Origin of the sequence: Mesorhizobium sp. BR1-1-3 (assembly GCF_020165455.1) — a bacterium.
GTDB lineage: Bacteria > Pseudomonadota > Alphaproteobacteria > Rhizobiales > Rhizobiaceae > Mesorhizobium > Mesorhizobium ciceri.
In genome coordinates this window covers 195,866-216,162 of sequence record NZ_JAIUIC010000011.1, presented here as the reverse complement: position 1 = coordinate 216,162, position 20,297 = coordinate 195,866, and the positions used below count along the sequence as shown (strand labels likewise).

Annotated in this window: 19 protein-coding genes, 1 tRNA gene and 1 pseudogene; 8 read left to right on the top strand and 13 right to left on the bottom strand. The window is 63.8% G+C overall.

Features of this window, described 5'->3' with window-relative positions; genetic code table 11:
• The first annotated feature begins 5 nt into the window (after nucleotides 1–5).
• On the top strand, nucleotides 6–1,214 hold the full coding sequence (locus tag LB559_RS23755) for a beta-ketoacyl-[acyl-carrier-protein] synthase family protein (protein ID WP_224675111.1): 1,209 nt from the start codon (nucleotides 6–8) through the stop codon (nucleotides 1,212–1,214).
• A gap of 158 nt (nucleotides 1,215–1,372) precedes the next feature.
• Nucleotides 1,373–2,077 carry a glutathione S-transferase N-terminal domain-containing protein gene (locus LB559_RS23750; RefSeq protein WP_027161063.1) on the top strand — a complete coding sequence of 235 codons (705 nt, stop codon included), beginning with the start codon at nucleotides 1,373–1,375 and terminating at the stop codon, nucleotides 2,075–2,077.
• Between the two features lie 23 nt (nucleotides 2,078–2,100).
• Here LB559_RS23750 and LB559_RS23745 read toward each other — a convergent pair whose 3' ends face one another.
• The 4 genes from LB559_RS23745 to LB559_RS23730 all read right to left on the bottom strand — a co-directional run bounded on the left by LB559_RS23745 (nucleotide 2,101) and on the right by LB559_RS23730 (nucleotide 6,298).
• Nucleotides 2,101–2,448, bottom strand: coding sequence for a hypothetical protein (locus LB559_RS23745; RefSeq protein ID WP_027161062.1), 348 nt, complete (start codon nucleotides 2,446–2,448; stop codon nucleotides 2,101–2,103).
• 85 nt (nucleotides 2,449–2,533) lie between these two features.
• The gene (locus tag LB559_RS23740; RefSeq protein ID WP_013528389.1) at nucleotides 2,534–3,154 is read right to left on the bottom strand and encodes a nucleoside triphosphate hydrolase; all 621 of its coding nucleotides are present in this window, start codon (nucleotides 3,152–3,154) and stop codon (nucleotides 2,534–2,536) included.
• A 110-nt stretch (nucleotides 3,155–3,264) separates the two neighbouring features.
• The gene (locus LB559_RS23735) at nucleotides 3,265–4,365 is read right to left on the bottom strand and encodes a hypothetical protein (RefSeq protein WP_224675110.1); all 1,101 of its coding nucleotides are present in this window, start codon (nucleotides 4,363–4,365) and stop codon (nucleotides 3,265–3,267) included.
• A gap of 118 nt (nucleotides 4,366–4,483) precedes the next feature.
• On the bottom strand, nucleotides 4,484–6,298 hold the full coding sequence (locus LB559_RS23730) for a methyl-accepting chemotaxis protein (RefSeq protein ID WP_224675109.1): 1,815 nt from the start codon (nucleotides 6,296–6,298) through the stop codon (nucleotides 4,484–4,486).
• Nucleotides 6,299–6,514: 216 nt separating this feature from the next.
• On the opposite strand from LB559_RS23730, the gene LB559_RS23725 reads away from it, so the two are divergent.
• From LB559_RS23725 to LB559_RS23715, 3 genes are all read left to right on the top strand, one after another.
• Nucleotides 6,515–7,402, top strand: coding sequence for a D-alanyl-D-alanine carboxypeptidase family protein (locus tag LB559_RS23725; RefSeq protein WP_224675108.1), 888 nt, complete (start codon nucleotides 6,515–6,517; stop codon nucleotides 7,400–7,402).
• A gap of 692 nt (nucleotides 7,403–8,094) precedes the next feature.
• The gene (locus tag LB559_RS23720; RefSeq protein WP_224675107.1) at nucleotides 8,095–9,021 is read left to right on the top strand and encodes a DUF1003 domain-containing protein; all 927 of its coding nucleotides are present in this window, start codon (nucleotides 8,095–8,097) and stop codon (nucleotides 9,019–9,021) included.
• 132 nt (nucleotides 9,022–9,153) lie between these two features.
• Nucleotides 9,154–9,230, top strand: a tRNA-Arg gene (locus tag LB559_RS23715).
• Nucleotides 9,231–9,281: 51 nt separating this feature from the next.
• Here LB559_RS23715 and LB559_RS23710 read toward each other — a convergent pair.
• The 4 genes and pseudogenes from LB559_RS23710 to LB559_RS23690 form a co-directional block, all read right to left on the bottom strand.
• Nucleotides 9,282–9,395 (bottom strand): annotated as a pseudogene (locus tag LB559_RS23710) (DUF899 family protein); the annotation flags it as partial.
• Nucleotides 9,396–9,593: 198 nt separating this feature from the next.
• Nucleotides 9,594–9,986, bottom strand: coding sequence for an MAPEG family protein (locus tag LB559_RS23700; protein ID WP_013528384.1), 393 nt, complete (start codon nucleotides 9,984–9,986; stop codon nucleotides 9,594–9,596).
• Nucleotides 9,943–10,188 carry a hypothetical protein gene (locus LB559_RS23695; protein WP_127223424.1) on the bottom strand — a complete coding sequence of 82 codons (246 nt, stop codon included), beginning with the start codon at nucleotides 10,186–10,188 and terminating at the stop codon, nucleotides 9,943–9,945. The genes LB559_RS23700 and LB559_RS23695 overlap by 44 nt, the downstream gene beginning before the upstream one ends.
• An 808-nt stretch (nucleotides 10,189–10,996) precedes the next feature.
• Nucleotides 10,997–12,115: a LacI family DNA-binding transcriptional regulator gene (locus LB559_RS23690; protein ID WP_224675106.1), complete on the bottom strand. Its 1,119-nt coding sequence runs from the start codon at nucleotides 12,113–12,115 to the stop codon at nucleotides 10,997–10,999.
• A 558-nt stretch (nucleotides 12,116–12,673) separates the two neighbouring features.
• Here LB559_RS23690 and LB559_RS23685 point away from each other — a divergent pair.
• From LB559_RS23685 to LB559_RS23675, 3 genes are all read left to right on the top strand, one after another.
• Nucleotides 12,674–13,636: a sugar-binding protein gene (locus tag LB559_RS23685; RefSeq protein WP_013528381.1), complete on the top strand. Its 963-nt coding sequence runs from the start codon at nucleotides 12,674–12,676 to the stop codon at nucleotides 13,634–13,636.
• A 172-nt stretch (nucleotides 13,637–13,808) separates the two neighbouring features.
• Nucleotides 13,809–15,353 carry a sugar ABC transporter ATP-binding protein gene (locus LB559_RS23680; protein WP_081714222.1) on the top strand — a complete coding sequence of 515 codons (1,545 nt, stop codon included), beginning with the start codon at nucleotides 13,809–13,811 and terminating at the stop codon, nucleotides 15,351–15,353.
• Nucleotides 15,354–15,404: 51 nt separating this feature from the next.
• Entirely contained in the window at nucleotides 15,405–16,400 is a 996-nt protein-coding gene (locus LB559_RS23675; protein ID WP_027161057.1) for an ABC transporter permease, read from the top strand.
• Nucleotides 16,401–16,405: 5 nt separating this feature from the next.
• On the opposite strand, the gene phnN is transcribed toward LB559_RS23675, so the two are convergent.
• The 5 genes from phnN to LB559_RS23650 all read right to left on the bottom strand — a co-directional run bounded on the left by phnN (nucleotide 16,406) and on the right by LB559_RS23650 (nucleotide 20,239).
• Complete coding sequence (gene phnN / locus LB559_RS23670) at nucleotides 16,406–17,035, bottom strand: phosphonate metabolism protein/1,5-bisphosphokinase (PRPP-forming) PhnN (protein WP_027161056.1); 630 nt, start codon at nucleotides 17,033–17,035, stop codon at nucleotides 16,406–16,408.
• Nucleotides 17,032–18,183, bottom strand: coding sequence for an alpha-D-ribose 1-methylphosphonate 5-triphosphate diphosphatase (locus LB559_RS23665; RefSeq protein WP_127368108.1), 1,152 nt, complete (start codon nucleotides 18,181–18,183; stop codon nucleotides 17,032–17,034). The genes phnN and LB559_RS23665 overlap by 4 nt, the downstream gene beginning before the upstream one ends.
• A gap of 13 nt (nucleotides 18,184–18,196) precedes the next feature.
• A complete protein-coding gene (locus LB559_RS23660; RefSeq protein ID WP_224675105.1) occupies nucleotides 18,197–18,904 on the bottom strand; it encodes a DUF1045 domain-containing protein in 708 nt (235 codons plus the stop codon).
• A gap of 153 nt (nucleotides 18,905–19,057) precedes the next feature.
• Nucleotides 19,058–19,870: a 5-deoxy-glucuronate isomerase gene (gene iolB, locus LB559_RS23655; RefSeq protein ID WP_224675104.1), complete on the bottom strand. Its 813-nt coding sequence runs from the start codon at nucleotides 19,868–19,870 to the stop codon at nucleotides 19,058–19,060.
• A gap of 150 nt (nucleotides 19,871–20,020) precedes the next feature.
• Nucleotides 20,021–20,239 carry a hypothetical protein gene (locus tag LB559_RS23650; protein WP_027161053.1) on the bottom strand — a complete coding sequence of 73 codons (219 nt, stop codon included), beginning with the start codon at nucleotides 20,237–20,239 and terminating at the stop codon, nucleotides 20,021–20,023.
• Between the last annotated feature and the right edge of the window lie 58 nt (nucleotides 20,240–20,297).

Genomic DNA, 20,297 nt, shown 5'->3' with positions numbered 1-20,297 from the left:
ACTGAATGCGGCAGCGCGTTGTCATCACCGGCATGGGCGGCATTTGCGGGCTCGGCACCAGCGCGCCCGCGATCTGGAATGAGATGCGCGCCGGCCGCTCGGCCATCGGCCAGATCACAAGTCCCCAACTGCATGATTTGAAGGTCAAGGTCGGCTGCGAAATCAAGACGCTTCCCGATCACGGCATCGACCGCAAGCAGACCGTGTCGATGGACCGCTTCAGCCTGCTGGCGACGATCGCAGCCAGGGAAGCCATGCAGCACGCCGGCTTGGTTTCGAATGAAGCCACCACTTATCGGATGGGCACCGTCGTCGGTGTCGGCGTCTGCGGCTGGGAGGCGATCGAAGAGAGCTATCGCGCCATCCTGGTCGAGGGCAAGAACCGCGCCGGCATCTTCACCGTGCCAAAGGTCATGCCAAGCGCGGCCTCCGGCCATGTCAGCATGAATCTGGACCTGCGCGGCCCGGTCTTCGGCGTCACCTCGGCCTGCTCATCGTCCAACCACGCCATCGCCTCGGCCGTCGACCAGATCAGACTTGGCCGCGCCGACGTGATGGTCGCCGGCGGCACCGATGCGCCGCTGGTCTGGGGCATCCTGAAGGGCTGGGAAGCACTGCGCGTGCTGGCGCCCGACACCTGCCGGCCATTCTCGGCCGACCGCCAGGGACTGTCGCTCGGCGAGGGCGCCGGCATGGCGGTCCTGGAGACGTACGAGCACGCCATGGCGCGCGGCGCCACCATCCTTGCCGAGGTCGCCGGCGCCGGCCTCTCCGCCGACGCCTCCGACATTGTCGCGCCGACCGTCGAAGGGCCGACGGCGGCCATGCGCGCCTGCCTCGCCGATGCCGGCTTCAATCCCGAGGATGTCGACTACCTCAATGCCCATGGCACCGGCACCAAGGCCAACGACCAGATCGAGACGGCAGCGATCAAGCGCGTCTTCGGCGACCATGCCTACAAGCTTTCGGTGTCGTCGACCAAGTCGATGCATGCCCATTGCCTCGGCGCATCGGGTGCGCTGGAGATGATCGCCTGCGTGATGGCGATCCGCGAAGGCATCGTGCCGCCGACGGCCAATTTTCGTGAGGCCGATCCCGATTGCGACCTCGACGTCACGCCGAATGTGCCGCGCGAGCGCAAGGTGCGCGCCGCGATCAGCAACGGCTTCGCGTTCGGCGGCACCAATGCCGTGCTGGCCTTCAAGGCTGTCTAACGGGCGGGCGGATCTGCCCCAGGCCGGCCATTCCGTTGACTGTCCGTGCTCGATGAAACCCTTCGCCGCCATATTGATCGTGCCGTGCGCCGCGTCTAATCCTTGGCCGACCCGCCAAAACCGCGCCGCTCGGCGCGAATCCTCATCCAGGAGTTTCCATGGCAGACCTGTCCGCCTTTCCGATCGCAACGCGTTGGCCGGCCAAGCATCCGGACCAGCTCCAGCTCTATTCGGCGACAACGCCGAACGGGGTGAAGATATCGATCGCCTTGGAGGAACTCGGCCTTCCTTACGAGCCGCATTGGGTCAACATCGGCCAGAACGAAAGCTGGACACCGGAATTCCTGTCGCTCAATCCCAACGGCAAGATACCGGCGATCATCGATCCCAACGGCCCGGACGGCAAGCCGATCGGCCTGTTCGAATCCGGCGCCATCCTGCTCTACCTTGCTGAAAAGACCGGCCTGCTCATGCCCATTGATGGCGCGCGCCGCTACGAGACCATCCAGTGGGTGTTCTTCCAGATGGCCTCGGTCGGGCCGATGTTCGGCCAGGTCGGCTTCTTCCACAAATTCGCCGGCCGCGAGATCGCCGACAAACGCCCTCTGGAGCGCTATCGCGACGAGTCAAAGCGACTGCTCGGCGTGCTCGACGGCCGGCTGAAAGGGCGCAAGTGGATCATGGGCAATGACTACACCATCGCCGACATCTCGCTGCTCGGTTGGGTGCGCAACCTGATCGGATTCTACGAAGCGCGCGAACTCGTCGGCTTTGACGATTTCGCCCATCTGGGAACATGGCTGGAGCGCGGCCTGGCGCGGCCGGCGGTGCAAAAAGGCCTGACCATCCCGGCCAAGGGATAGAAAAACCAGCCTCCGAAGCGCGGCTATTTCGCCTTCGCTTTGGCTTTCGAACCGCCTTTGCCAATGACGGAAGCAGCGAGCGACGCGGCACCTCGGGCGGCGACCATGACCGCGCCGGCAGCGACGTTGGCCGTGGCCTTGGCCGTGCGCATCGCACTGCCGCCCAAGGAGTCGCTGGAACTCGCGGGCTTCTTCGGCTTTGCGGCTTTTGGCGCGGCTTTCGCTGCGGCCGGCACCACTTTCTTCGGCGCTGCCTTGCCGAAAGCCGGCTTGGCGTCCTTTGAACGGCCTGTCATCGCCGGGCCGGCGCCGGTTTTGGATTGGGTCGCCTTGCCCTTGGCGGGCGCAGGCTTTTTTGCCTTGGTTGCCATTGGACCGAATCCCTCTTTTGGCACAATTGTCGTGTCGGGATAACGGCCTGAAAGTCTTAAGGTTCCCCTTGCACAATCCGTCGAATCAAGCGGAAAGGCCGATCACCAGATCGGCGGCACTGCGCCGCGCGAGCACGCGCTCGATGTTGGGCAGGTCGTTGGAAGCGATCCAGGCGCGCGCATCTTCATCGGAGCGGCCATGCTCGTGCCAGCGCTCCATCAGGCGGCGCTCGAGCTCGTTGCGCGGCACGTCGACGAAGATCGAGAAATCGAACAGCGGCGCCAGCCGCGACCACGGCTCTTCGTCGAGCAGCAGGTAATTGCCTTCGACCAGGATGAACTTGGTTTCTGTGGCGACGATCGAGGCTGCGGCGCGCGACAATTCCATGCTGCGGTCGAAGACCGGAATGGCGATGTCGGGTTCACCGGCACGGATACGCTTCAGCAAGGCCTCAAAACCGGCAAAGTCGAAGGTTTCCGGCGCGCCCTTGCGTGCGCGCAGACCGCGCCGCTCGAGCACGGCGTCGTCATAGTGGAAGCCGTCCATCGGTACGACCTCCGCTGCCCCTTCGGGCAGCAGTTCATGCAGCCTTGCCGACAGCGTCGACTTGCCGGCGCCCGGTGGACCGGCAATGGCGACGATGAAGCGGTTTGCCTTGCCGGCGCGTTTGAAGATGGTGGCGGCGAGATGGGCGATTTCGGACATGAGAGCCTCTCTGGCAGAGCTTCAGATCCACCATGTTCCGCATGATGATTTCGGCCACATCTTGGCGACAGTTCACGGAAATTTCAAACCTTGCGGCCGCGCAATCACACCTACGAGGCCAGCGGCTGGCCAATGCGCAGGAAATCGCTGTCGAAGGGAACCTCCGGCGTCGAACCACCGGCTTGCAGCCGCATGCGGCCATCCGCCGTCGTGACGTCCCGCGGCGGCTCGCCTCCCGACAGCGGCAGGACGCCGATGACGTGGCGAAAGGACACGCTTTGACCTTCGCCCAGCGCAAAAGCGGTCGCCACCCCTTCGCGCTTCAGCCAGTTGTCGCCGATCGAGGCGGCATGGCCGACGGCAGCGCGGCCATCCTCGATGCCGAGCACGCCAAGGTGGCGGCCGCTCCATGGGGCGTAGTCGCGCCCGCCATTGCTGAACCACAGCATGGTGATTGGCAGTTCGGCCGGGTTCTTCAGCACCAGCACCAGATCGTCCTCGGCCTGTCGTGCAAGCGCGGTCCATCCCGGCCCGCCATGGTCGGCTTCGACCAGCGTGATGAAATCCTCGCGACGGTCATCCATGCGGTATTCCGTCAGGTCGAGCGTGCCGCCGCCGGCGGCGGGAAAATGGCCGAGATCGGTGGAGCGAGCCGGATAGGCGAGCATGAAGCGGCCGCGTGCGGGATCGGGCTCCAGCGGATCGTCCAGCGTCGCGGCAAAACGCTTGGGCGAAAAGGCCAGCCTGCCGCCGCCGGTCATGGCCGTCATCGGGTGATGGGCGACCGAGATCGCACCATGACCGCCGGAAAATACATGCTCCTGGTAGAGGAAGGGATGGCCGTCGCGCAGCGTCAGGATCTTGTCGACCGAAGCGCCCATCACCTCGTGCCGCAGGCGATAGACGGCGCGCCAGCCATCGTCGGTCGCGACACTTTCGACGACATCCCAGGCACTGTTGGCCGTCCAGCCATGCAGCGGCGCTTCCTCGACATCGCTGCGCGAAAACGGCGCGCAGAGGAAATCGCCGGACAGCCGAACCGTGCCTTCCGGCAGGTCTATCGGCAGCGTCTCGTTCGCATCGACCCAGGGCGCGCGATGCAGCGGCTTCAGCTGCCGCCCGCCGCCCTCGACGACCATCTCGGCGATGTGGCCGACCGTGAGGTCGAGCGAAACCGAAATGCCTCTGGCCTTGATGGTGTGGATGGTCATTTGCGCTGTCACCGATTCTGAAGGCGCAAACTGAACCGTTCGGCGGCGGTTGCGCAAGCGCCGCGACAGGCATTTTGCATCAGCGCCCTTTCACCTTCCCCACAAAGGGGAGGGTGAGCTACTGTCGCTTGTATTCCCGCACCGGCGACTTGGTGTCGTCGGTGTAGGTAACCTGCACCGACATCAATTTCACGCTGTCGGCGACCTTGAAATAGGGTTGGTAATCGTAGGGGATGGCGTAGGGGTCCTTCTTGTCGCAAGGCGGCATCTTGATCTCCTTGTCGAGTGCCGCGCCGTTCAGGCTGTAATGCACCTGTTTGATGGCGCAGCGGTAGGACAGCATCTGGGTGAAATAGACCAGGCCGTGGTTGCCGCTGGCATCGAAGGCGATCCACGAGGTCCAGAACTGGTCGAGGATCTGCTTGTTGCCTTGCTGAAGCGCTGTCTCGGGGTCGAAGCGGATGTCGAACGGGCCGGTCTCGCGGCCCCTGATGTCGAGATATTTGATCGCAATGATCCCCGCCACGGTGCTGTCGGGTATCTCGAAGCTCGGATTGGCCATCGGCTTGCCGGTGGTCTGGTCGTTCATGGCCAGGAAACCGGTGTCGGTGAAAGGACCGCTGTCGCCCATGCGCCAGGAGATGGCGGTCGCCGGCTCGGGCAGCGAGATGGTCATCGACCAGCCCTGGTTGGAGCGCATCGGCGTCAGCGAAGGCACGAAGCGGGCGGGGTCGAGCACGTCGCCAAGCGCCGCCAGCCGGCTGCGGCTGCGGTCCAGCCAGTCGGCCAACTGCGTCTGGTCGACGAAATATTTGAGCAACCCGCCATCCTTTTCGTAGGACGTGAACTTGGTCAGCGCCTTGGCCTCGTTGCGCTTGTCGGCCAGCGTCTGGGCGCCGAGGCGGTCTTCGGAAAACTCCTGCGCCAACAGGAAATAGGCCGGCGCGAAATCTGGATTGGCTGATATGAAGACGTTGAGCTTGTCGAGGCGCTGGGCGTCGTCGAACTGCTGGATATGCACCAGCTTGATCGACAGCGCCTTGCCCTTGTCGGCAAGCGCGCCGAACACCTCGCGCGCGCCGGCCTTGCCGTCCTGCACCCGAAGCAGCGCGGCAAAGCGCGTGTAGGGATCGATGGCGTCGACGTCGAAGCCGGCAAAGGCGAGGTAGGAGCGCCGCGCATTCAGCATGTCGCCGGACAACTCGTAGACGCGGGCATTGTGGTAGAACTCGTCCGGCCGCTTCGGCTCGGCGATCGCCCCGCCCTGCGCGGCAAGGGCGGCAAAGCCCTTGGCGATGATGTCGATCGAGGCGGCGATCTGCTGCGTCGTCGCCTGCAGCTTCTCGGTCTGGGCCTGCTGCTGCGCCTGGCCGGCGACCAGCGTCTCGGTCTCCTTCTTCACCTCGTCGGTGGTCTTCTGCACTTCCGCCGTCTGCTCAGTCTGCTGCTGCTGGACGGACGCGATCTCGTCGGTCTTTTTCGCCGCCGTGTCGGTCGACTGCTTGACCGCGTCGACCGTCTTTTGCGTCTGCGTGACGGTCTGCTCGATCTTCGCAACTTTCTCGGTAACGATGCCCATCGACTGCTGCAGCCCGGCAATGGCCGGCACCAGGCTGGCGATCACCCCATGCTGGGCGTTGGTCTGCTGCTGCAGGCCGTAGACGCCGCCGGCGACGGCCGCCGCACTGGTGGCGAAGATCAAGGCCGGCAGCGCCTTGGCCGCCAGCACCAGCCGGAGCACGATGGCAATGGCGATGATGATTGCGGCGACCGCGGCGACCAGCGCGACATAGGCGGCGAACGGCGCCAGCGGATTGAGGATGTCGGATACGGCACCCCCGACAAAGGCGACGCTGCCGGCCCATTTGCCGGTGCGGCTGAGTGATGCCCTGATAAGCGAGGGCGCAGCGCCCCCGGCCCCGATGTTCGTCATGCCAAGCCCCCAAGCCCTCGATACCACGCCCCTTCCCACGGGAAACGCGGCCTTGGCAAGCAAAGACACGGGAAAACCGGCGTTTTCGCGGCGGATGCCAAGCTTGCGCGGCTCGACAATCCTGGGGCTAACCGGCATTAACCAAATGGACGCAACAGCTGCGTTACGTTAGCGTCGTCTCATCTCAGCAACAGCCGACCCAGAACAGTCCAGCCCTTGTCCTACCTGCGTCCCCTTCCGCTCATCCAGAGAGTTTTTGCGGCACTAGCCCTGCTGGTGCTGCTGGCCGGCTGCGCCACGACGCCGCCCGACAGCGTGCTGGCCGTGCCCGCGCCGGCGCAGAAATATGCGGCCATCGTGGTCGACGCCAGGACCGGCAAGCAGCTGTTCGAGGTCAACTCGACGGCGCAGCGCTATCCCGCCTCGCTGACCAAGATGATGACGCTGTATCTTTTGTTCGAGGCACTGGAGTCCGGCCGCGTCAGCAAGCAAACGCAGATCCCGGTTTCGGACCATGCCGCCTCGCAGCCGCCGACCAAGATGCGCTTCCGCCGCGGCGAAAGCATCGACGTCGATTCCGCGATCCGCGCCATCGTCGTCAAATCGGCCAACGACGTGGCGGTGGCGGTCGGCGAATATCTCGGCGGCTCGGAGGATCAGTTCGCCGCCATGATGACATCCAAGGCGCGCCAGCTCGGCATGACCAGCACCACCTTCCGCAACGCGTCGGGCCTGCCCGACGATGGCCAGATGACGACGGCGCGCGACATGGCGGTGCTCGGCATGGCGCTGCATCAGCGCTTTCCCCAGCAGTTCCACTATTTCTCCGAAAGCGACTTCATGTTCCGCGGCCGGCTGGTGCGCGGCCACAACGACATGCTCGGCCGCGTGCGCGGCGTCGACGGCATCAAGACCGGCTACATCAGGGCGTCGGGCTTCAACATCGTCACCTCCTACAATGCCGACGGCCGCAATTTGATCGTCGTGGTGATGGGCGCCGACTCAGCCCGCCAGCGCAACGACCATGTCGAAGCGCTTATCCAGCGCAGCCTGTCGCCGACCACGGACGGCGCCAAGACCAGGCTGATGTTCGCGGAACAGTGAGGAGTGGTCCGCGTAGCGGACAAAAAGCCAATTGCTTGGCTTTTTGAACGACGAACGCCCTGAGCCTGCGAAGGGCGAGCTGCCGGTAGCAAGCATCGCGCTTGGCTGCGCGGGGATGGATATCGATAGGAATTTTTTCTTGACCCTGAGGGCAGCTATGCTACTATTTTCGGTATGGTGCTGAGTCGCGCCAATTGATCGACTGGAAACGTGACCCGCCCGCAAGGCGGGTTTTTTGTTGCCCGCCGCCCTGCAGAACCTTGTGCACGTTGGCGGGACAGCGCCCTCCTCTGTCCTGCCGGATGTTCGTCGCTCGGAAAGCCAAGCAATTGGCTTTCCGCCCGCTGCGCGGACCGCTCCTCAACCCCCGCAAGGGGGGAGATTGGCAGCTTCGGCGCTCCGCTCACTCCTGTGACGGTGGAAATTGGCGAAAGCCGGGACAACAGCCAATCTCCCCCCTTGAGGGGGAGATGTCCGGCAGGACAGAGGGGGGTGATTGGCGCAAACATCGGGCAAGTTCTTCCCGCTCCGGCCAATTTCGAACGTCTCCACCCTCCCTGAGGGGCGAGCCGCCGTCAGCCACATCGCCTCTCCGATCAAAAACACTTGTCCGGCCTGCGAAATCCGTGCCCGGCGCTGGCTATGCGCCGCCACCTCTGTCTATCGTCGCCCAGCACCCTCAGGAGCCCACCATGAGCACCGTCCCCAAAACGCCCGAACAGGCGGCAGACAATCAGAACGATGACGGCGGCGAGTATTTCGAGGCGCCGATCGTCGGTGAGCTGGAGGCCGATCCGGTATCGGACGAACACTTCGACACGCCCGAAGTGCCGGACTCCGAACCGGCAGGCCCCGGCGCCCACCGTGGCAAGCCGAAGAAAAAGCCGTCGGCGATATCGGGCCGCAAATTCCGCAAGCGCGATCTGGTGCGCATCGACACGCTGCGCCCGAGCCTCGCCGACCGCATCCGCTCGGACCATCCCGACCTGCCGCCCGGCGCCCGCATCAGCCGCGCCGAGCTCGGCCGCTACCGCATGCGCTATATGGAGGAGCTGCTGCAGCAGGAGCACGGCGAATTCTCCGAGCTCGACCGCCAGGTGGTCGAATCGATCGCCAGGCAGGACACGATTTCCGAAAACTCGGAAGAAGAATTCGAGGAGCACCGCACCTTCGCCGACCGCGTCTCCGACAACATGGCGGCCTTCGGCGGCAGCTGGTGGTTCCTGATCTCGTTCGGCAGCGTGCTTCTGGTGTGGATCGGCATCAATCTGGTCGCCGGCATGAGCGCCGCTTTCGATCCCTATCCCTTCATCCTGCTCAACCTGCTGCTCTCCTGCATCGCCGCCATCCAGGCGCCGATCATCATGATGAGCCAGCGGCGGCAGGAGTCCAAGGACCGCCTGCGCTCCTTCAACGACTACCGCGTCAACCTCAAGGCCGAGCTCGAAGTGCGCCATCTGCACGAAAAACTCGACTACCTCATCTCGCGCCAATGGACGCGCCTGGCCGAAATGCAGCAGATGCAGCTGGACGCGATGCACGAACTGGCGGGCGCCAAGAAGCCGAAGCGGGCGGTGCGTGGAAGGCGGACGGTGAAGGCGGGGGCGGGAACCTCATAGGCCGCAGCCTGGACGCACCCGGCCCAAGTCGCTACGCCAATCGCCAATTGCCCGTTGAAGCCCGCGCCCGCTTCCGCTAAGAAGCCGTGACTTGCCGGTTCACCGGCTGGTTCGTTTTCCGGATTCCGGAAAGCACCCGTAGCTCAGCTGGATAGAGCGCTGCCCTCCGAAGGCAGAGGTCACAGGTTCGAATCCTGTCGGGTGCGCCAGTTCATGTAGGACCGTTTCGGGGCACTGCGTTTGTCGTGGGCAGCTTTGCGGTCGAGCAGGCTCACGCGGCCCTTCAGCCCTTCAAAGGCATAATTCTTCTCAACCGCCAGCCAGGGCAACCGCCAGCGTTCGGCGGCGAGGGTGTCGCGAGCCCGCGAATGGGCCACCTGCGTCGTGAAGAAGGTGCACCCCTCATTGCTCGGCTGCCGGCCGGCCGTCGAACCACATGTAATAGTAGGCGATGAGCATTTGGCGCCCCTCGAACGCGTCCAGCAATGTTACCGACCCGACACCGACCGGAGTGGGTGCGCCCTATCTCCACTTATGAGGTACTGTGCCATTCTCCCGTGGCTGGGGAGCGCCTAGAGCATCAGATAGATGATCCGGCCCAGAGCGCCAAAAAGCAGCGCGAAGGCTGCAATCGACTGGACGAAGAAGCCGGGATAGCGCTTCAAGGGCGCGGTGCGATACCCTACGAAATATGCAATCCGACCTATCATCCAGAGCAGCCCAAGGCCGGAAGCCCACGCGGCATTCCAGTAGATCGCGAACAGCCACATCGACGGCATAAAGATAGGAAACCATTCCACCGCGTTGGCATGTGCCCGGATGGTTCGTTCAAGGAGCGGGTCACCGGTCATTGCGGGCGCCAGTATGCCAGTCTTCTTGTGGGTTCTCGCGACCGTCACCGCCATTCCGAATATCATCAAGCTACAAAACAGCGTCACGAGAGCTACCGGGTAAAGCCGTTCCATGTTTGCCTCCTCTCATGGTCGGTACAGTAGGCAAGCAAAGGTTATCGGCAAGGGCAAGGCGCAGGCAGATCTTTCCTGACAGCCAGCGCCAATAAGAGCCGGGTTTGTCAGTTACATAATTGCCCTTTTTGTTAATCATCCGAAAACGATGGGCAAGTTGGAATGCCATCAGCGTTCCTTCCGTGGAGGCGGTGATGGCCATCGACATACCGCCGTGACCGGCCTGCTGCCGAAAGGTGGCGGCATTTTGTTGCGCGATTGACACGCTGCCCGGCGGAAGGCAAAGAGTGACACATTATTGGCAAAGGGGAATGTCGATGAAGAAAATCTATCAGAAGCCCGTTTTCACGAAGCGTGAGCGACTGTCGTCAGTGACGGCTTCGCCCAGCTCATCCGGGATTATCGATTAACCAAGAGAGTTACAGTTTTGGAAAGCCCGCTGCCGAAAGGTGGCGGGCTTTTTGCTTTCTCCAGGAAACGACAGCCGATTCCGCAAGTCGGCACCGCCAACGTCAATTTCAAGTTCGGCAGACGCAACTGCCTGTGGGACCGCGTGCAGGGCACGGTTAGCGGACCAGTGCCGAAGGCCTGAAGAAAGACAAGGCGGAATGGTTCAAGCCCGGCCTTGTCGGACGGGTGCGAAGAAATGCATCGCCATGCGAAGCTGCTGGACTGCCCGGAGGAGAAGTAATGCCCGTGGTAAAAAGGCCCCCTGAAGCGCGAGAACAGGCTCTGTACTCGCGATCTAGACCATCAGGCTTAATTGCTGGATTCCTGTTGTGCCGGTAGCGTAATCGGGCTGGGGTGTCCAGCACTGGCCGGCACGGCGTGTCCAACCCCAAATTCGCAACCGTGCCGGTCTGTTGCACCAATGGAATGAATGTCTCGGGCTTCGACGTTGACCCCCTTCCGCGCAAGAATCGTCTGCATTGCCGCCATCAGCTCTTCGTCCCACTGGTCAGGTTTCCCTAACGGTCGAAGGTAAGCCAGCGCGGGCCCGCCGAGTCGCGTTACCCCACCACTCCCCTCACACTCTCCCGCTCCACCAGCGGACACTCCAGCTTCGTGATCGGATACCGCCCCCGTCCAGGCGCCGCCGGCGCTTCCAGCTGTTCGATCGCCCATTGGCCCATCGCCATGTGCGGCAGGATCGAGGTCGTCAGCGGCGGGAACAGATGCCGGGCGATTTCCTCGTCGTCGTAGCCGACCACGGAAATGTCTTGCGGAATGTGCAGGCCGGCTTCCTTCAGCGCTTCGTAGCAGCCGATCGCGGTGCGGTCGTTCTGGCAGAAGATGGCGGTGGGCTTATCCCTGAGCGCCAGCAGCTTGACGGTGGCGGCATAGCCGGCGCTGGCCGACCAGTCGCCCTCGACCACCAGCTCGGGATCGAACGGAATGTCGGCCGTGGCGAGCGCGCGGCGGTAGCCCTTCAGCCGGTCCTGTGCCGCCTGCATCCACGGCTCGCCGGTGATGGTGGCGATGCGGCGGTGGCCGTGGCTGATCAAATGGCGGGTCGAGCTCTGGCCGCCGGCGATCTCGCTCGGCACCACGGCCGGGAAGGCGTAGTCCGCCGTGTAGCAGTTGAGCAGGATCACCGGGATGTCGAGGCCGTAGAGATAGTCGGGCGCTGTGATCTCGCGGGTGAAGATGGTCATGTAGATCAGCGCCGAAATGCCCCGCTTGGTCAGCGCTGAAATGGCGCGCGGCTCCATGACGGAATCGCCCAGCGTCTGCGCCACCAGAAGCACGTTGCCGGCATTCCACGAGGCCTGGCGCGCGCCCTCGATGGCGACCACGGCTTCGGGGCTGGTGGCGAGCTGGTCGACGGCAAAGCCGATCACCCCGTCCAGCCCTTCGAAGGCGGGCCCCTCGAAGGCAGGCAATGCCGGGTGAAGCGCCTCGAAAGCGGGCGCGGTGTAGCCAAGCGTCCGTGCGGCCTCGATCACCCGGTCGCGGGTCTGCTGCGACAGCTTGATCCCTGGCGAATTGTTGAGCACGAAGGACACGGTCGCCTGCGAGCAGCCGGCGGCCCTGGCGATATCGATCATGGTGACGCGACCCTTGGCGCCCTTGGCCGGCGCCTTGCGCCGCCTGGCCGTGTCGCTGGCCCGATCCGTCGTCTCGCTCATGGCAAATCCCAGTCTGGCTGGCCGGTCAGGCCGGCAAGGTGGCGTGACGCCGTCGATTTATCGGAATAACGTCAGGCTCGTTTATAACTATTAGTATGCCGGAGGTCCATCCGCCACGCATCTCCATACAAGCGAAAGCTCAATTAACAAAAGGCCCGGGCGGCGGCCCAGCGGTGAGGGCGGCACGCCGGCGGGCACACCGCGAAACCGCTGGCATTGGCTCCGAACTAATACTGTTTACTAATACAAAAATGCGCTGTACCGTCAATCGTCGCATCCGGCCGGTCACGTCCGGGGCGGCGGGAGAGTACGAAAAATGGCCCGGTGGCGAGCGGATCCTATCTCCGCAAGCCTTGTCTCGGATATGTGATATGTCAGACAAATCGGACTATTTACGAATGAAGGATGAGTCTCTAAGGTCGCTGTCGTGGCTGGAACGACGCCATTCTTTCGGTGCCGGGAACCCCTTTGAGGAGGAGGGCGTCCACGCTGCAAACGGCAAATCAGGTCAGTGCAAGATCGGCCGGTCCAACGACTGAGCCAAACGGGAGGTTGAACATGAAATCCTTGATACGCAATGCATCCGTAGCCGCGACCGCGCTGCTGCTTGGCCTGTCGGCCACGGCAATCGCGCGCGCCGACGACAAGCCGACGCTGGCCTTCGTCGTCAACGGCGCTTCCGATTTCTGGAAGGCCGCCGAAGCCGGCGTCAAGAAGGCGCAGGGCGAACTGCCCGACTATACGCTCGAGCTCAAATATCCCGAACAGTCCTCGGTCGCCATCCAGCAGCGGCTGATGGACGATCTGGTGACGGCCGGCGTCAAGGGCATCATGGTCTCGGCCGTCGATCCCAAGACCTCGACCGATGGGTTGAATAAGATCGCCTCGGAAACCGCGCTGTTCACCACCGACTCGGACGCGCCGCAGACCAAGCGCGTCGCCTATATCGGCTCGTCCAACGTCGATGCCGGCAAGCAGGCGGCCGAAATCGCCAAGAAGGCGATGCCCAATGGCGGCAAGTGCCTCGGCTTCGTCGGCCTGCTCGGCGCCGACAATGCCAAGGAGCGCATCCAGGGCATGAAGGACGGCCTGGCCGGCACCAAGATCGAGCTGATCGACGTGCGCGGCGACGACATCGACCAGGCGCGCGCCAAAAAGAACGTCGAGGACGCGCTGGTCGCCAGCCCCGACGTCACCTGCATGGTCGGCTTCTACTCCTACAACACGCCGCGCATCTATGAAGCGCTGCGCGATGCCGGCAAGCTCGGCTCGATCACCGTCGTCGGCTTCGATGACGATCCGATCACGCTGGGCGGCGTCAAGGAAGGCACCATTGCCGCCACCGTCGTGCAGCAGCCCTTCGAATGGGCCTATCAGGGCATGAAGCTGATGGCTGCCTATCTCAAGGGCGACAAGTCGGGCATCCCGGAAGGCAACCTCATCATCATCCCGACCAAGATCATCGGCAAGGATGACGTCGACGCCTACGCCGCCAATCTGAAGGCGATGGCCGGAAACTAAGACTTGAAGCAGTTCAGCCGGCTCAACGTCGCTTGGGCCGGCTGCTCGCATTGACGAACACCGCGAGGATCGTCAGTCTGCCAAAAGCCAAGAGCATGATCCCGAAAAGTGGAAGCCGGTTCTCGGAAAAGATCATGCTCATAAATTGGTCCGCCAATCGCTGTCAGGCATGATGAATTATTCCGACACATCCATTGCTGCATCCGTGACCGCCCCGTTCCTCAGCCTTGAGAACGTGCGCAAGACCTATCCGGGCGTCGTCGCGCTCGACGGCTTCTCCATGGAGGTCAGGCCGGGCGAGGTCATCGGCCTTGTCGGCGAAAACGGCGCCGGCAAATCGACGTTGATGAAGATCCTCGGCGGCGTCACCAGGCCCGACAGCGGCACGATCACCGTCGACGGCACCGCGCATGACAGGCTCTCCGTCGAAGCCAGCCTGGGATCGGGCATCGCCTTCGTCCACCAGGAACTCAATTTGTTCGAAAATCTGGACGTCGCCGCCAACATCTTCTTCGGCCGCGAACCTTTGCGCGCCGGGCCGCTCAAGCTCGTCGACCGCGCCAAGCTGCGCACCATGGTGGCGCCGCTTTTGAAGCGCGTCGGCGCCAATTTTTCCGCCGACACGCCGGTTGCGACCCTGTCGCTGGCGCAGCAGCAGATGGTCGAGATCGCCAAGGCGCTGTCGATCGAGGCGCGTCTGGTCATCCTCGACGAGCCGACATCGAGCCTGCCGCTCGCCGAGACCGACAAATTGCTCGACGTCATCAAGGCGCTGAAGGCCGACGGCATCAGCGTCATCTTCATCTCGCACCGCCTGCACGAGGTCGAGCGCGTCGCCGACCGCGTCGTGGTCCTGCGCGACGGCATGCTGGCCGGCACCTTGCCGAAGAGCGATATCGGCCACGACCAGATGGTCAAGCTGATGATCGGCCGCATGCTGAAGGAGCGCGAGAAGGCCTCGGAAGCGGCGCGTGCGCCCGGCGCCGTAGCACTTGCGGCCAAGGCCATCCGCACCCCTGCCTATCCCGGCCGCCCGGTCGATCTCGACGTCAGGCGCGGCGAAATCCTCGGCCTCGCCGGTCTTGTCGGTTCCGGCCGCACCGAGCTGGCGCGGGTGTTCTTCGGCATCGATTCGAAGCTCGGCGGCGCGCTGGAACTCGACGGCAAGCCGCTTGCGCTGGCTTCCGCGGCCGACGCCGTCGCGCACGGCATCTTCCTGGTTCCGGAAGACCGCAAGCTGACCGGTATCCTGCTCGACCTGTCGATCGCTCAGAACATTTCGCTGCCCAATCTGCCCGCGCATGCGCGCCGCTCCCTGGTGTCCTCAAGCGCCGAGACCTCCACCGCCGAGAAGCAGAAGAAAGATCTCGGCATCAAGGCGCCTTCGGTGCAGACGCGCACCGGCACGCTGTCGGGCGGCAATCAGCAGAAGGTCGTGCTCGGCAAGTGGCTGGCCATGAACCCCAAGGTGATGATCCTCGACGAGCCGACGCGCGGCATCGACATTGGCGCCAAGGCGGAAATCTACGGCCTGATGCGCGCATTGGCCGATGCCGGCGTCGCCGTGCTGATGATCTCGTCGGACATGGAAGAGGTGATCGGCGTGTCCGACCGCATCGCCGTCATGCATGAGGGCCAAATCTCCGGCATTCTCGACAAGGACCGGTTCAGCCAGGAAAACGTGCTGCTGCTGGCGGTGGGCAAGCAGCCGAAGTAGTTTTGCCGGGGTCGCGCAAGCGCGATCTGCTCAGGCATTGGGGAGACGACGATGAGCAAGAAAGATCTCGGCCTGCTGATCCTGATCCTGGTGGTCGGGGCGATCGTGGCGATCATCAATCCGCGCTTCCTGCTGCCGATCAACCTCGCCAACACCTCGAACCTGATCGGCCTGTTCGGCATCCTGTCGATCGGCCAGGCCTTCGTCATCATCACCGGCGGCATCGAATTGTCGGTCGGCTCGGTGGTCGCGCTGCTTGGAACGCTGTTCATCGACTTCATCGCCGTGCGCGAGGTGGGCTGGCCGCTGGCCTTCGTGCTGATCCTGTTCCTCGGCGCCATCATAGGCCTGGTGCATGGCTGGCTGATCACAAGGCTCAAGCTGCAGCCTTTCGTCGTCACTTTGTGCGGCCTGTTGATCTACCGCGGTGTCGCCCGCTTCTACACCGCCGACGGCACGGCGGGTTTTGCGTTCGGCCAGAATTTTCCCGAGCTCGAATTCCTGACGGCCGGACGCTCCTATGGCGTGCCGAACAGTTTCATCGCGCTGATCGTTATTTCGATCGTCATGTGGGTGGTGCTGCATCGCTCGGTGTTCGGCCGCTATCTCTACGCCATCGGCAAGAACGAGGAGGCGGCGAAATATTCGGGCATCCGCACCGGCCGTGTCGTCATCGCCGCCTATGTCATCTGCGGTGTGCTGACGGCGCTGTCGGCGATCTATTTCGCCATGTACACGCGCTCGATCTCGCCGGCCAGCCACGGCCAGTTCTACGAACTCTACGCCATCGCCGCCGCCGTGCTCGGCGGCTTCTCGCTGCGCGGCGGCGAAGGCTCGCTGATCGGCGTCATCCTCGGCACGGTGCTGCTGCAGGAGCTGCAGAATCTCGTCAACCTGCTCGGCATCCCGTCCTCGCTCAACTTCGCGGTGATGGGCGGCGTCATCCTCATCGGCGTGCTGGTCGACCAGCAATGGGGCGTGTTCCGGGAACGGCGGCTGATGGTCGACGCCACCCGCAAGGGCGTGGCGGGCCAGGCTGCGGAATAGCTAGCCTAGATCAGGCCCGACATGTCGGAAAAGGCCATCGCCTTGCGCAGCACCTCGGCGAAGCGTTCGCCGGCGGCTTCGCGCGGGCCGCTGTTGTCGATCGAGGTGACGCCGGGCCCGGACAGAGTGACATTGGCGCTGCGTGCCAGCCGCGCCAGCACTTCGCCGCGGGACTCCCGGCCGCGCATCGCCAGACGCTCGGCCAGCACGTCAGGCGAGGCAGTGATCTCGACGATGGCCAGGTTGGCATAGCGTTCGCGCAAGGAGGGGATGATCGCGCGCGACACATTGGCGACAGCGACACGGCCATTGGCGACAGACCAGTCGACATCGGCGGGGATGCCGTAGCGCAAGCCGTGTGCTTCCCAGGAAATGGCGAAGGCGCCATCGGCTTCGGCTTCGGCGAAGGCAGCGTCGGCCAGCGTGTCGTGATCCTCGCTTGCGGCATCGCTCGGCCTGGTGATGACCCGGCGGACGAACTCCAGCCGCGTTTCGTCGGCAAAATGGTTGCGGGCGTAGCCGATCACCGTGTCCTTGCCGGCGCCGCTTGGGCCGACGACGGCGACGAAAACGCCATCGCGGATCGGAAACGTCTCGGCCGAAAGTTCCCGCTCGATCAGTGCCGACACCATCATGCCACCCGGCGTCCCTGCCGCCACACGGTGCGCACGACCGGAACATGGTCGTCGACGCGCACCCGCACCAGATCGGCGCGGCGGCCCTGCTCGATGACGCCGCGGTCGGTCAGGCCAACCGCATCGGCCGGGTTCTTCGAGACCATGGCGACGGCCTGCGGCAGGGAAATGCCTTCGACGACATCGCCGAGGAAGAACGCCGACTGGATCAGGCTGAAGGGAATGTAGTCGGACGACAAGATGTCGAGCAGGCCGTCGCTGGCCAGCGTACGGGCCGAGACATTGCCCGAATGCGAGGCGCCGCGCATAACGTTTGGCGCGCCCATCAGCACACCCATCCCGGCCTCTTTCGAGGCCCTGGCGGCCTCTTCCGTGGTCGGGAATTCGGCGACCCGCACGCCCTGCTCGATCGCTTCGTCGACATGGCCCGATGTGGCGTCGTCGTGGCTGGCCAGCACGATGCCGCGCTCCTGGCAGGCGGCGGCGATCACCGCCCGGTTCGGCGCCGAATTGCGCGCCGATTCGGCCATCCGCTTTTCGCAGAACACCTTGAAGTCGCGATCGGTCAGCTTCAGCTTGCGCTGGTAATAGTAGGCATAGGTTTCGAGATTGACGAACTGGCGCTGGCCTGGCGCATGATCCATCAGCGATGCCAGCTTAACCCGCTCGTCGCCGTCGAAATTGGCGAAAGCCCTGAGGCAGTCCGGAGCCGAAACCTCGCAGCGCAGGTGGATGAAATGGTCGGCGCGCAGACGGTCCTGCTTCACACTGTCCTCGATCGCGTCGGCCAGCTTGCGGATGTCGGCCGATGTCAGGTCGGCGTCTTCGTCCATACCGACGCGCAAGGCATCCAGCACGGTGGTGATGCCGGCGGTTGCCACCTGCGCGTCATGGGCGAGCACGGCGGCGATCGGATTCCAGCGCACCTTGGGCCGCGGCGCGTAATGGCCTTCGAGATGGTCGGTGTGCAACTCGACCAGCCCGGGAATAATATAGTCGCCGCCCATATCCTCGCCGGTGCGGCCAGAACCAGAGCTTGCGCCGGCTTCGATGCCGGCGATAAAGCCGTCGCGCAGCACCAGCGAACCTTCGACGATCTCGTCGGCAAGCACGATGCGGGCATTGTGGAGAACAGTCTCGGCGGTCATTTCAGGCAGTCCTTCAGGCGGTTTTTCTGGCCGGGCGGCGCCCGAGCGCGTGATGCGAGAGCACCATGAACGGCGCACCCGGTTCGGTTTCGACAAACAAGGTCAGCGCATCCACCAGCACCTTCTGTTGCAGCACTTCCGCGAACAGGCTGTCGATCGCTACGCGCAAACGCGGGCTCTCCTGTGACCCCGCCCGGCCGGAGAGCGTCATGTGGAAGCGAAAGGTTTCGAAGACATAGGGGTAGCCCCATTGGCAGAGATTGCGGAACTCGGCCGGCTTCAGCGAATCCGGGCTGCGCCGCTCGATTTCCGCCTCGCTCAGCGGTGCGCGAAACCGGTCGAAGTCGCGCACCACGTCATCGGCGAACCGGTTGAGCGCAGGCACTGGCCCTTCCGGCACCAGTGCGAAGAAGCCGTCGATCTGGCTGACCACGAGACGGGGAATGGTCACCACCGGCGTCACCTCGGCAAAATGGTCGAGTGCGGCGCGCAGCGAGACTTCCGTCTCGTTGGCAGCCAGGCGGAACGGTGCTTTCAGCGTCGCATGGAAACCATAGCGGCGCGCCGAAGCGGTGTGGAAAGCGACTTCCGCCGCCGACAGGTCGGCCACCGCTTCGACCGGCCTCGTGGCGGCGCCAAACGGGTCGCGGCCCAGCCAGTCGGCGGCAATCCGCGCCAGTGGCTCGTCCTGCCGGGGAGTGAAATAGAGGGCGTAGCGCATGGAAAGTCCTTGTCAGCTTCGCTGCCATAGGTGATTTCCATGACGAATTGACGAAGCCTTGCTGGCTTTCAGGTAACAAAACGCTGCGGCGGGGTCATTAGCCGACGATTTTTTCGTGCTGGACCAGGGAGCGAGTGCTCACGCAGCGACCGATCAGGCCTTCATCAGCCATTCATGCTCGGGCGCATTGTGGAACTTCCACGTCCGCTTCGGTCCTGCCATGACGTTGAGATAATAGAGGTCGTAGCCATGGCAGGCGGCGCAGGGGTGATAACCCCTGGGTACCAGCACGACATCGCCATCCTCGATCGCCATTGCTTCGTCGAGCGCGCGATGGCCGTTCTTGTCGGCGTCGGTGTAGACGCGCTGGAAGGCAAAGCCCTGCGGCGGGTTGAGGCGGTGATAGTAAGTTTCCTCGAGGTAGGATTCAGCGGGCAGATTGTCCTGGTCGTGCTTGTGCGGCGGATAGCTCGACGTATGCCCCCCGGGCGTGATGACCTCGACCACCAGCAGCGAATCGGCCGGCTTGCCCTCCGGCAATATGTTGGTGACATAGCGCGTGTTGGTGTCCTTGCCGCGCACCTCCTGGCCGAGATCGTCCGGTCCGATGACGCGAACCGGCAGGCCGCCGCCAAGGCCCGGCGCCGAGCAGACCGCGAGTTCCAGTTCGGTGTCCGCGGTCACCGACCAGTCCGAACCCTCAGGCACGTAGACCGACCACGGCTTGCCCTCGAAGGGCGACATGCGCTCGCCGAGCAGGCCGAGATCCTTGCCGCCGGCTGAAGCCTTGCCCTTGCCGGTGACGAACACCAGGCAGACTTCGCGATCCTCCGTCTTGCCGGAGGCGCTCTCGCCGGGCTTCAGCCGATGCAGGTCGAAACCGACATAGGTCCAGCCGGCGCTTTTCGGCGTCACATGGGCGACGCGACCGTGGCCCTTGTCGGCTTTGACGAGCAGCTTCGACATTTTTGTCTCTCCTATCGCAAATCTTCGAGATCGGCCGAAGCCTCTCAACTTCGTCATCCTAGGGCCTAGCAGGAGCGAAGCTCCGTCGCGGAGACCCTAGGATGACGAAGTTAGAAGCACTGGAAGCTAACCGCCGACGCATGCGATCAGTCACTCCTTCGGCTCGGGCCCGACCGGAGGCCTCGCCTCGTCAGCAGGCTTGTAGAGATAAAAAAACTGCCAGACGGCGTAGCCGGCGAAGCCGAGCGCGATCATGCCCCAGAACGGCGTGCCGGTGGCGAACTCGATGATCGACCAGATGACGCAGACCGCGACGACGGCGACACGCCGCCACAAAGGCCGGAAGAAGGGGTGTTCGGAATCTTTCATCGGGCCAATCTACAGCAATCGGCCTCGCCGGGAACCCGTCGCACCAGCCATTGGGAGA

What these genes read in the sequence shown, in the direction of transcription:
- LB559_RS23685 (WP_013528381.1), top strand. Translation starts at nt 12,674, where the DNA reads ATGAAATCCTTGATACGCAATGCATCCGTAGCCGCGACCGCGCTGCTG.
- LB559_RS23675 (WP_027161057.1), top strand. Translation starts at nt 15,405, where the DNA reads ATGAGCAAGAAAGATCTCGGCCTGCTGATCCTGATCCTGGTGGTCGGG.
- LB559_RS23745 (WP_027161062.1), bottom strand. Translation starts at nt 2,448, where the DNA reads ATGGCAACCAAGGCAAAAAAGCCTGCGCCCGCCAAGGGCAAGGCGACC.
- LB559_RS23755 (WP_224675111.1), top strand. Translation starts at nt 6, where the DNA reads ATGCGGCAGCGCGTTGTCATCACCGGCATGGGCGGCATTTGCGGGCTC.
- iolB (WP_224675104.1), bottom strand. Translation starts at nt 19,870, where the DNA reads ATGTCGAAGCTGCTCGTCAAAGCCGACAAGGGCCACGGTCGCGTCGCC.
- LB559_RS23660 (WP_224675105.1), bottom strand. Translation starts at nt 18,904, where the DNA reads ATGCGCTACGCCCTCTATTTCACTCCCCGGCAGGACGAGCCACTGGCG.
- LB559_RS23695 (WP_127223424.1), bottom strand. Translation starts at nt 10,188, where the DNA reads ATGGCCATCACCGCCTCCACGGAAGGAACGCTGATGGCATTCCAACTT.
- LB559_RS23665 (WP_127368108.1), bottom strand. Translation starts at nt 18,183, where the DNA reads ATGACCGCCGAGACTGTTCTCCACAATGCCCGCATCGTGCTTGCCGAC.
- LB559_RS23750 (WP_027161063.1), top strand. Translation starts at nt 1,373, where the DNA reads ATGGCAGACCTGTCCGCCTTTCCGATCGCAACGCGTTGGCCGGCCAAG.
- LB559_RS23680 (WP_081714222.1), top strand. Translation starts at nt 13,809, where the DNA reads ATGAATTATTCCGACACATCCATTGCTGCATCCGTGACCGCCCCGTTC.
- phnN (WP_027161056.1), bottom strand. Translation starts at nt 17,035, where the DNA reads ATGATGGTGTCGGCACTGATCGAGCGGGAACTTTCGGCCGAGACGTTT.
- LB559_RS23700 (WP_013528384.1), bottom strand. Translation starts at nt 9,986, where the DNA reads ATGGAACGGCTTTACCCGGTAGCTCTCGTGACGCTGTTTTGTAGCTTG.
- LB559_RS23730 (WP_224675109.1), bottom strand. Translation starts at nt 6,298, where the DNA reads ATGACGAACATCGGGGCCGGGGGCGCTGCGCCCTCGCTTATCAGGGCA.
- LB559_RS23740 (WP_013528389.1), bottom strand. Translation starts at nt 3,154, where the DNA reads ATGTCCGAAATCGCCCATCTCGCCGCCACCATCTTCAAACGCGCCGGC.
- LB559_RS23735 (WP_224675110.1), bottom strand. Translation starts at nt 4,365, where the DNA reads ATGACCATCCACACCATCAAGGCCAGAGGCATTTCGGTTTCGCTCGAC.
- LB559_RS23650 (WP_027161053.1), bottom strand. Translation starts at nt 20,239, where the DNA reads ATGAAAGATTCCGAACACCCCTTCTTCCGGCCTTTGTGGCGGCGTGTC.
- LB559_RS23720 (WP_224675107.1), top strand. Translation starts at nt 8,095, where the DNA reads ATGAGCACCGTCCCCAAAACGCCCGAACAGGCGGCAGACAATCAGAAC.
- LB559_RS23690 (WP_224675106.1), bottom strand. Translation starts at nt 12,115, where the DNA reads ATGAGCGAGACGACGGATCGGGCCAGCGACACGGCCAGGCGGCGCAAG.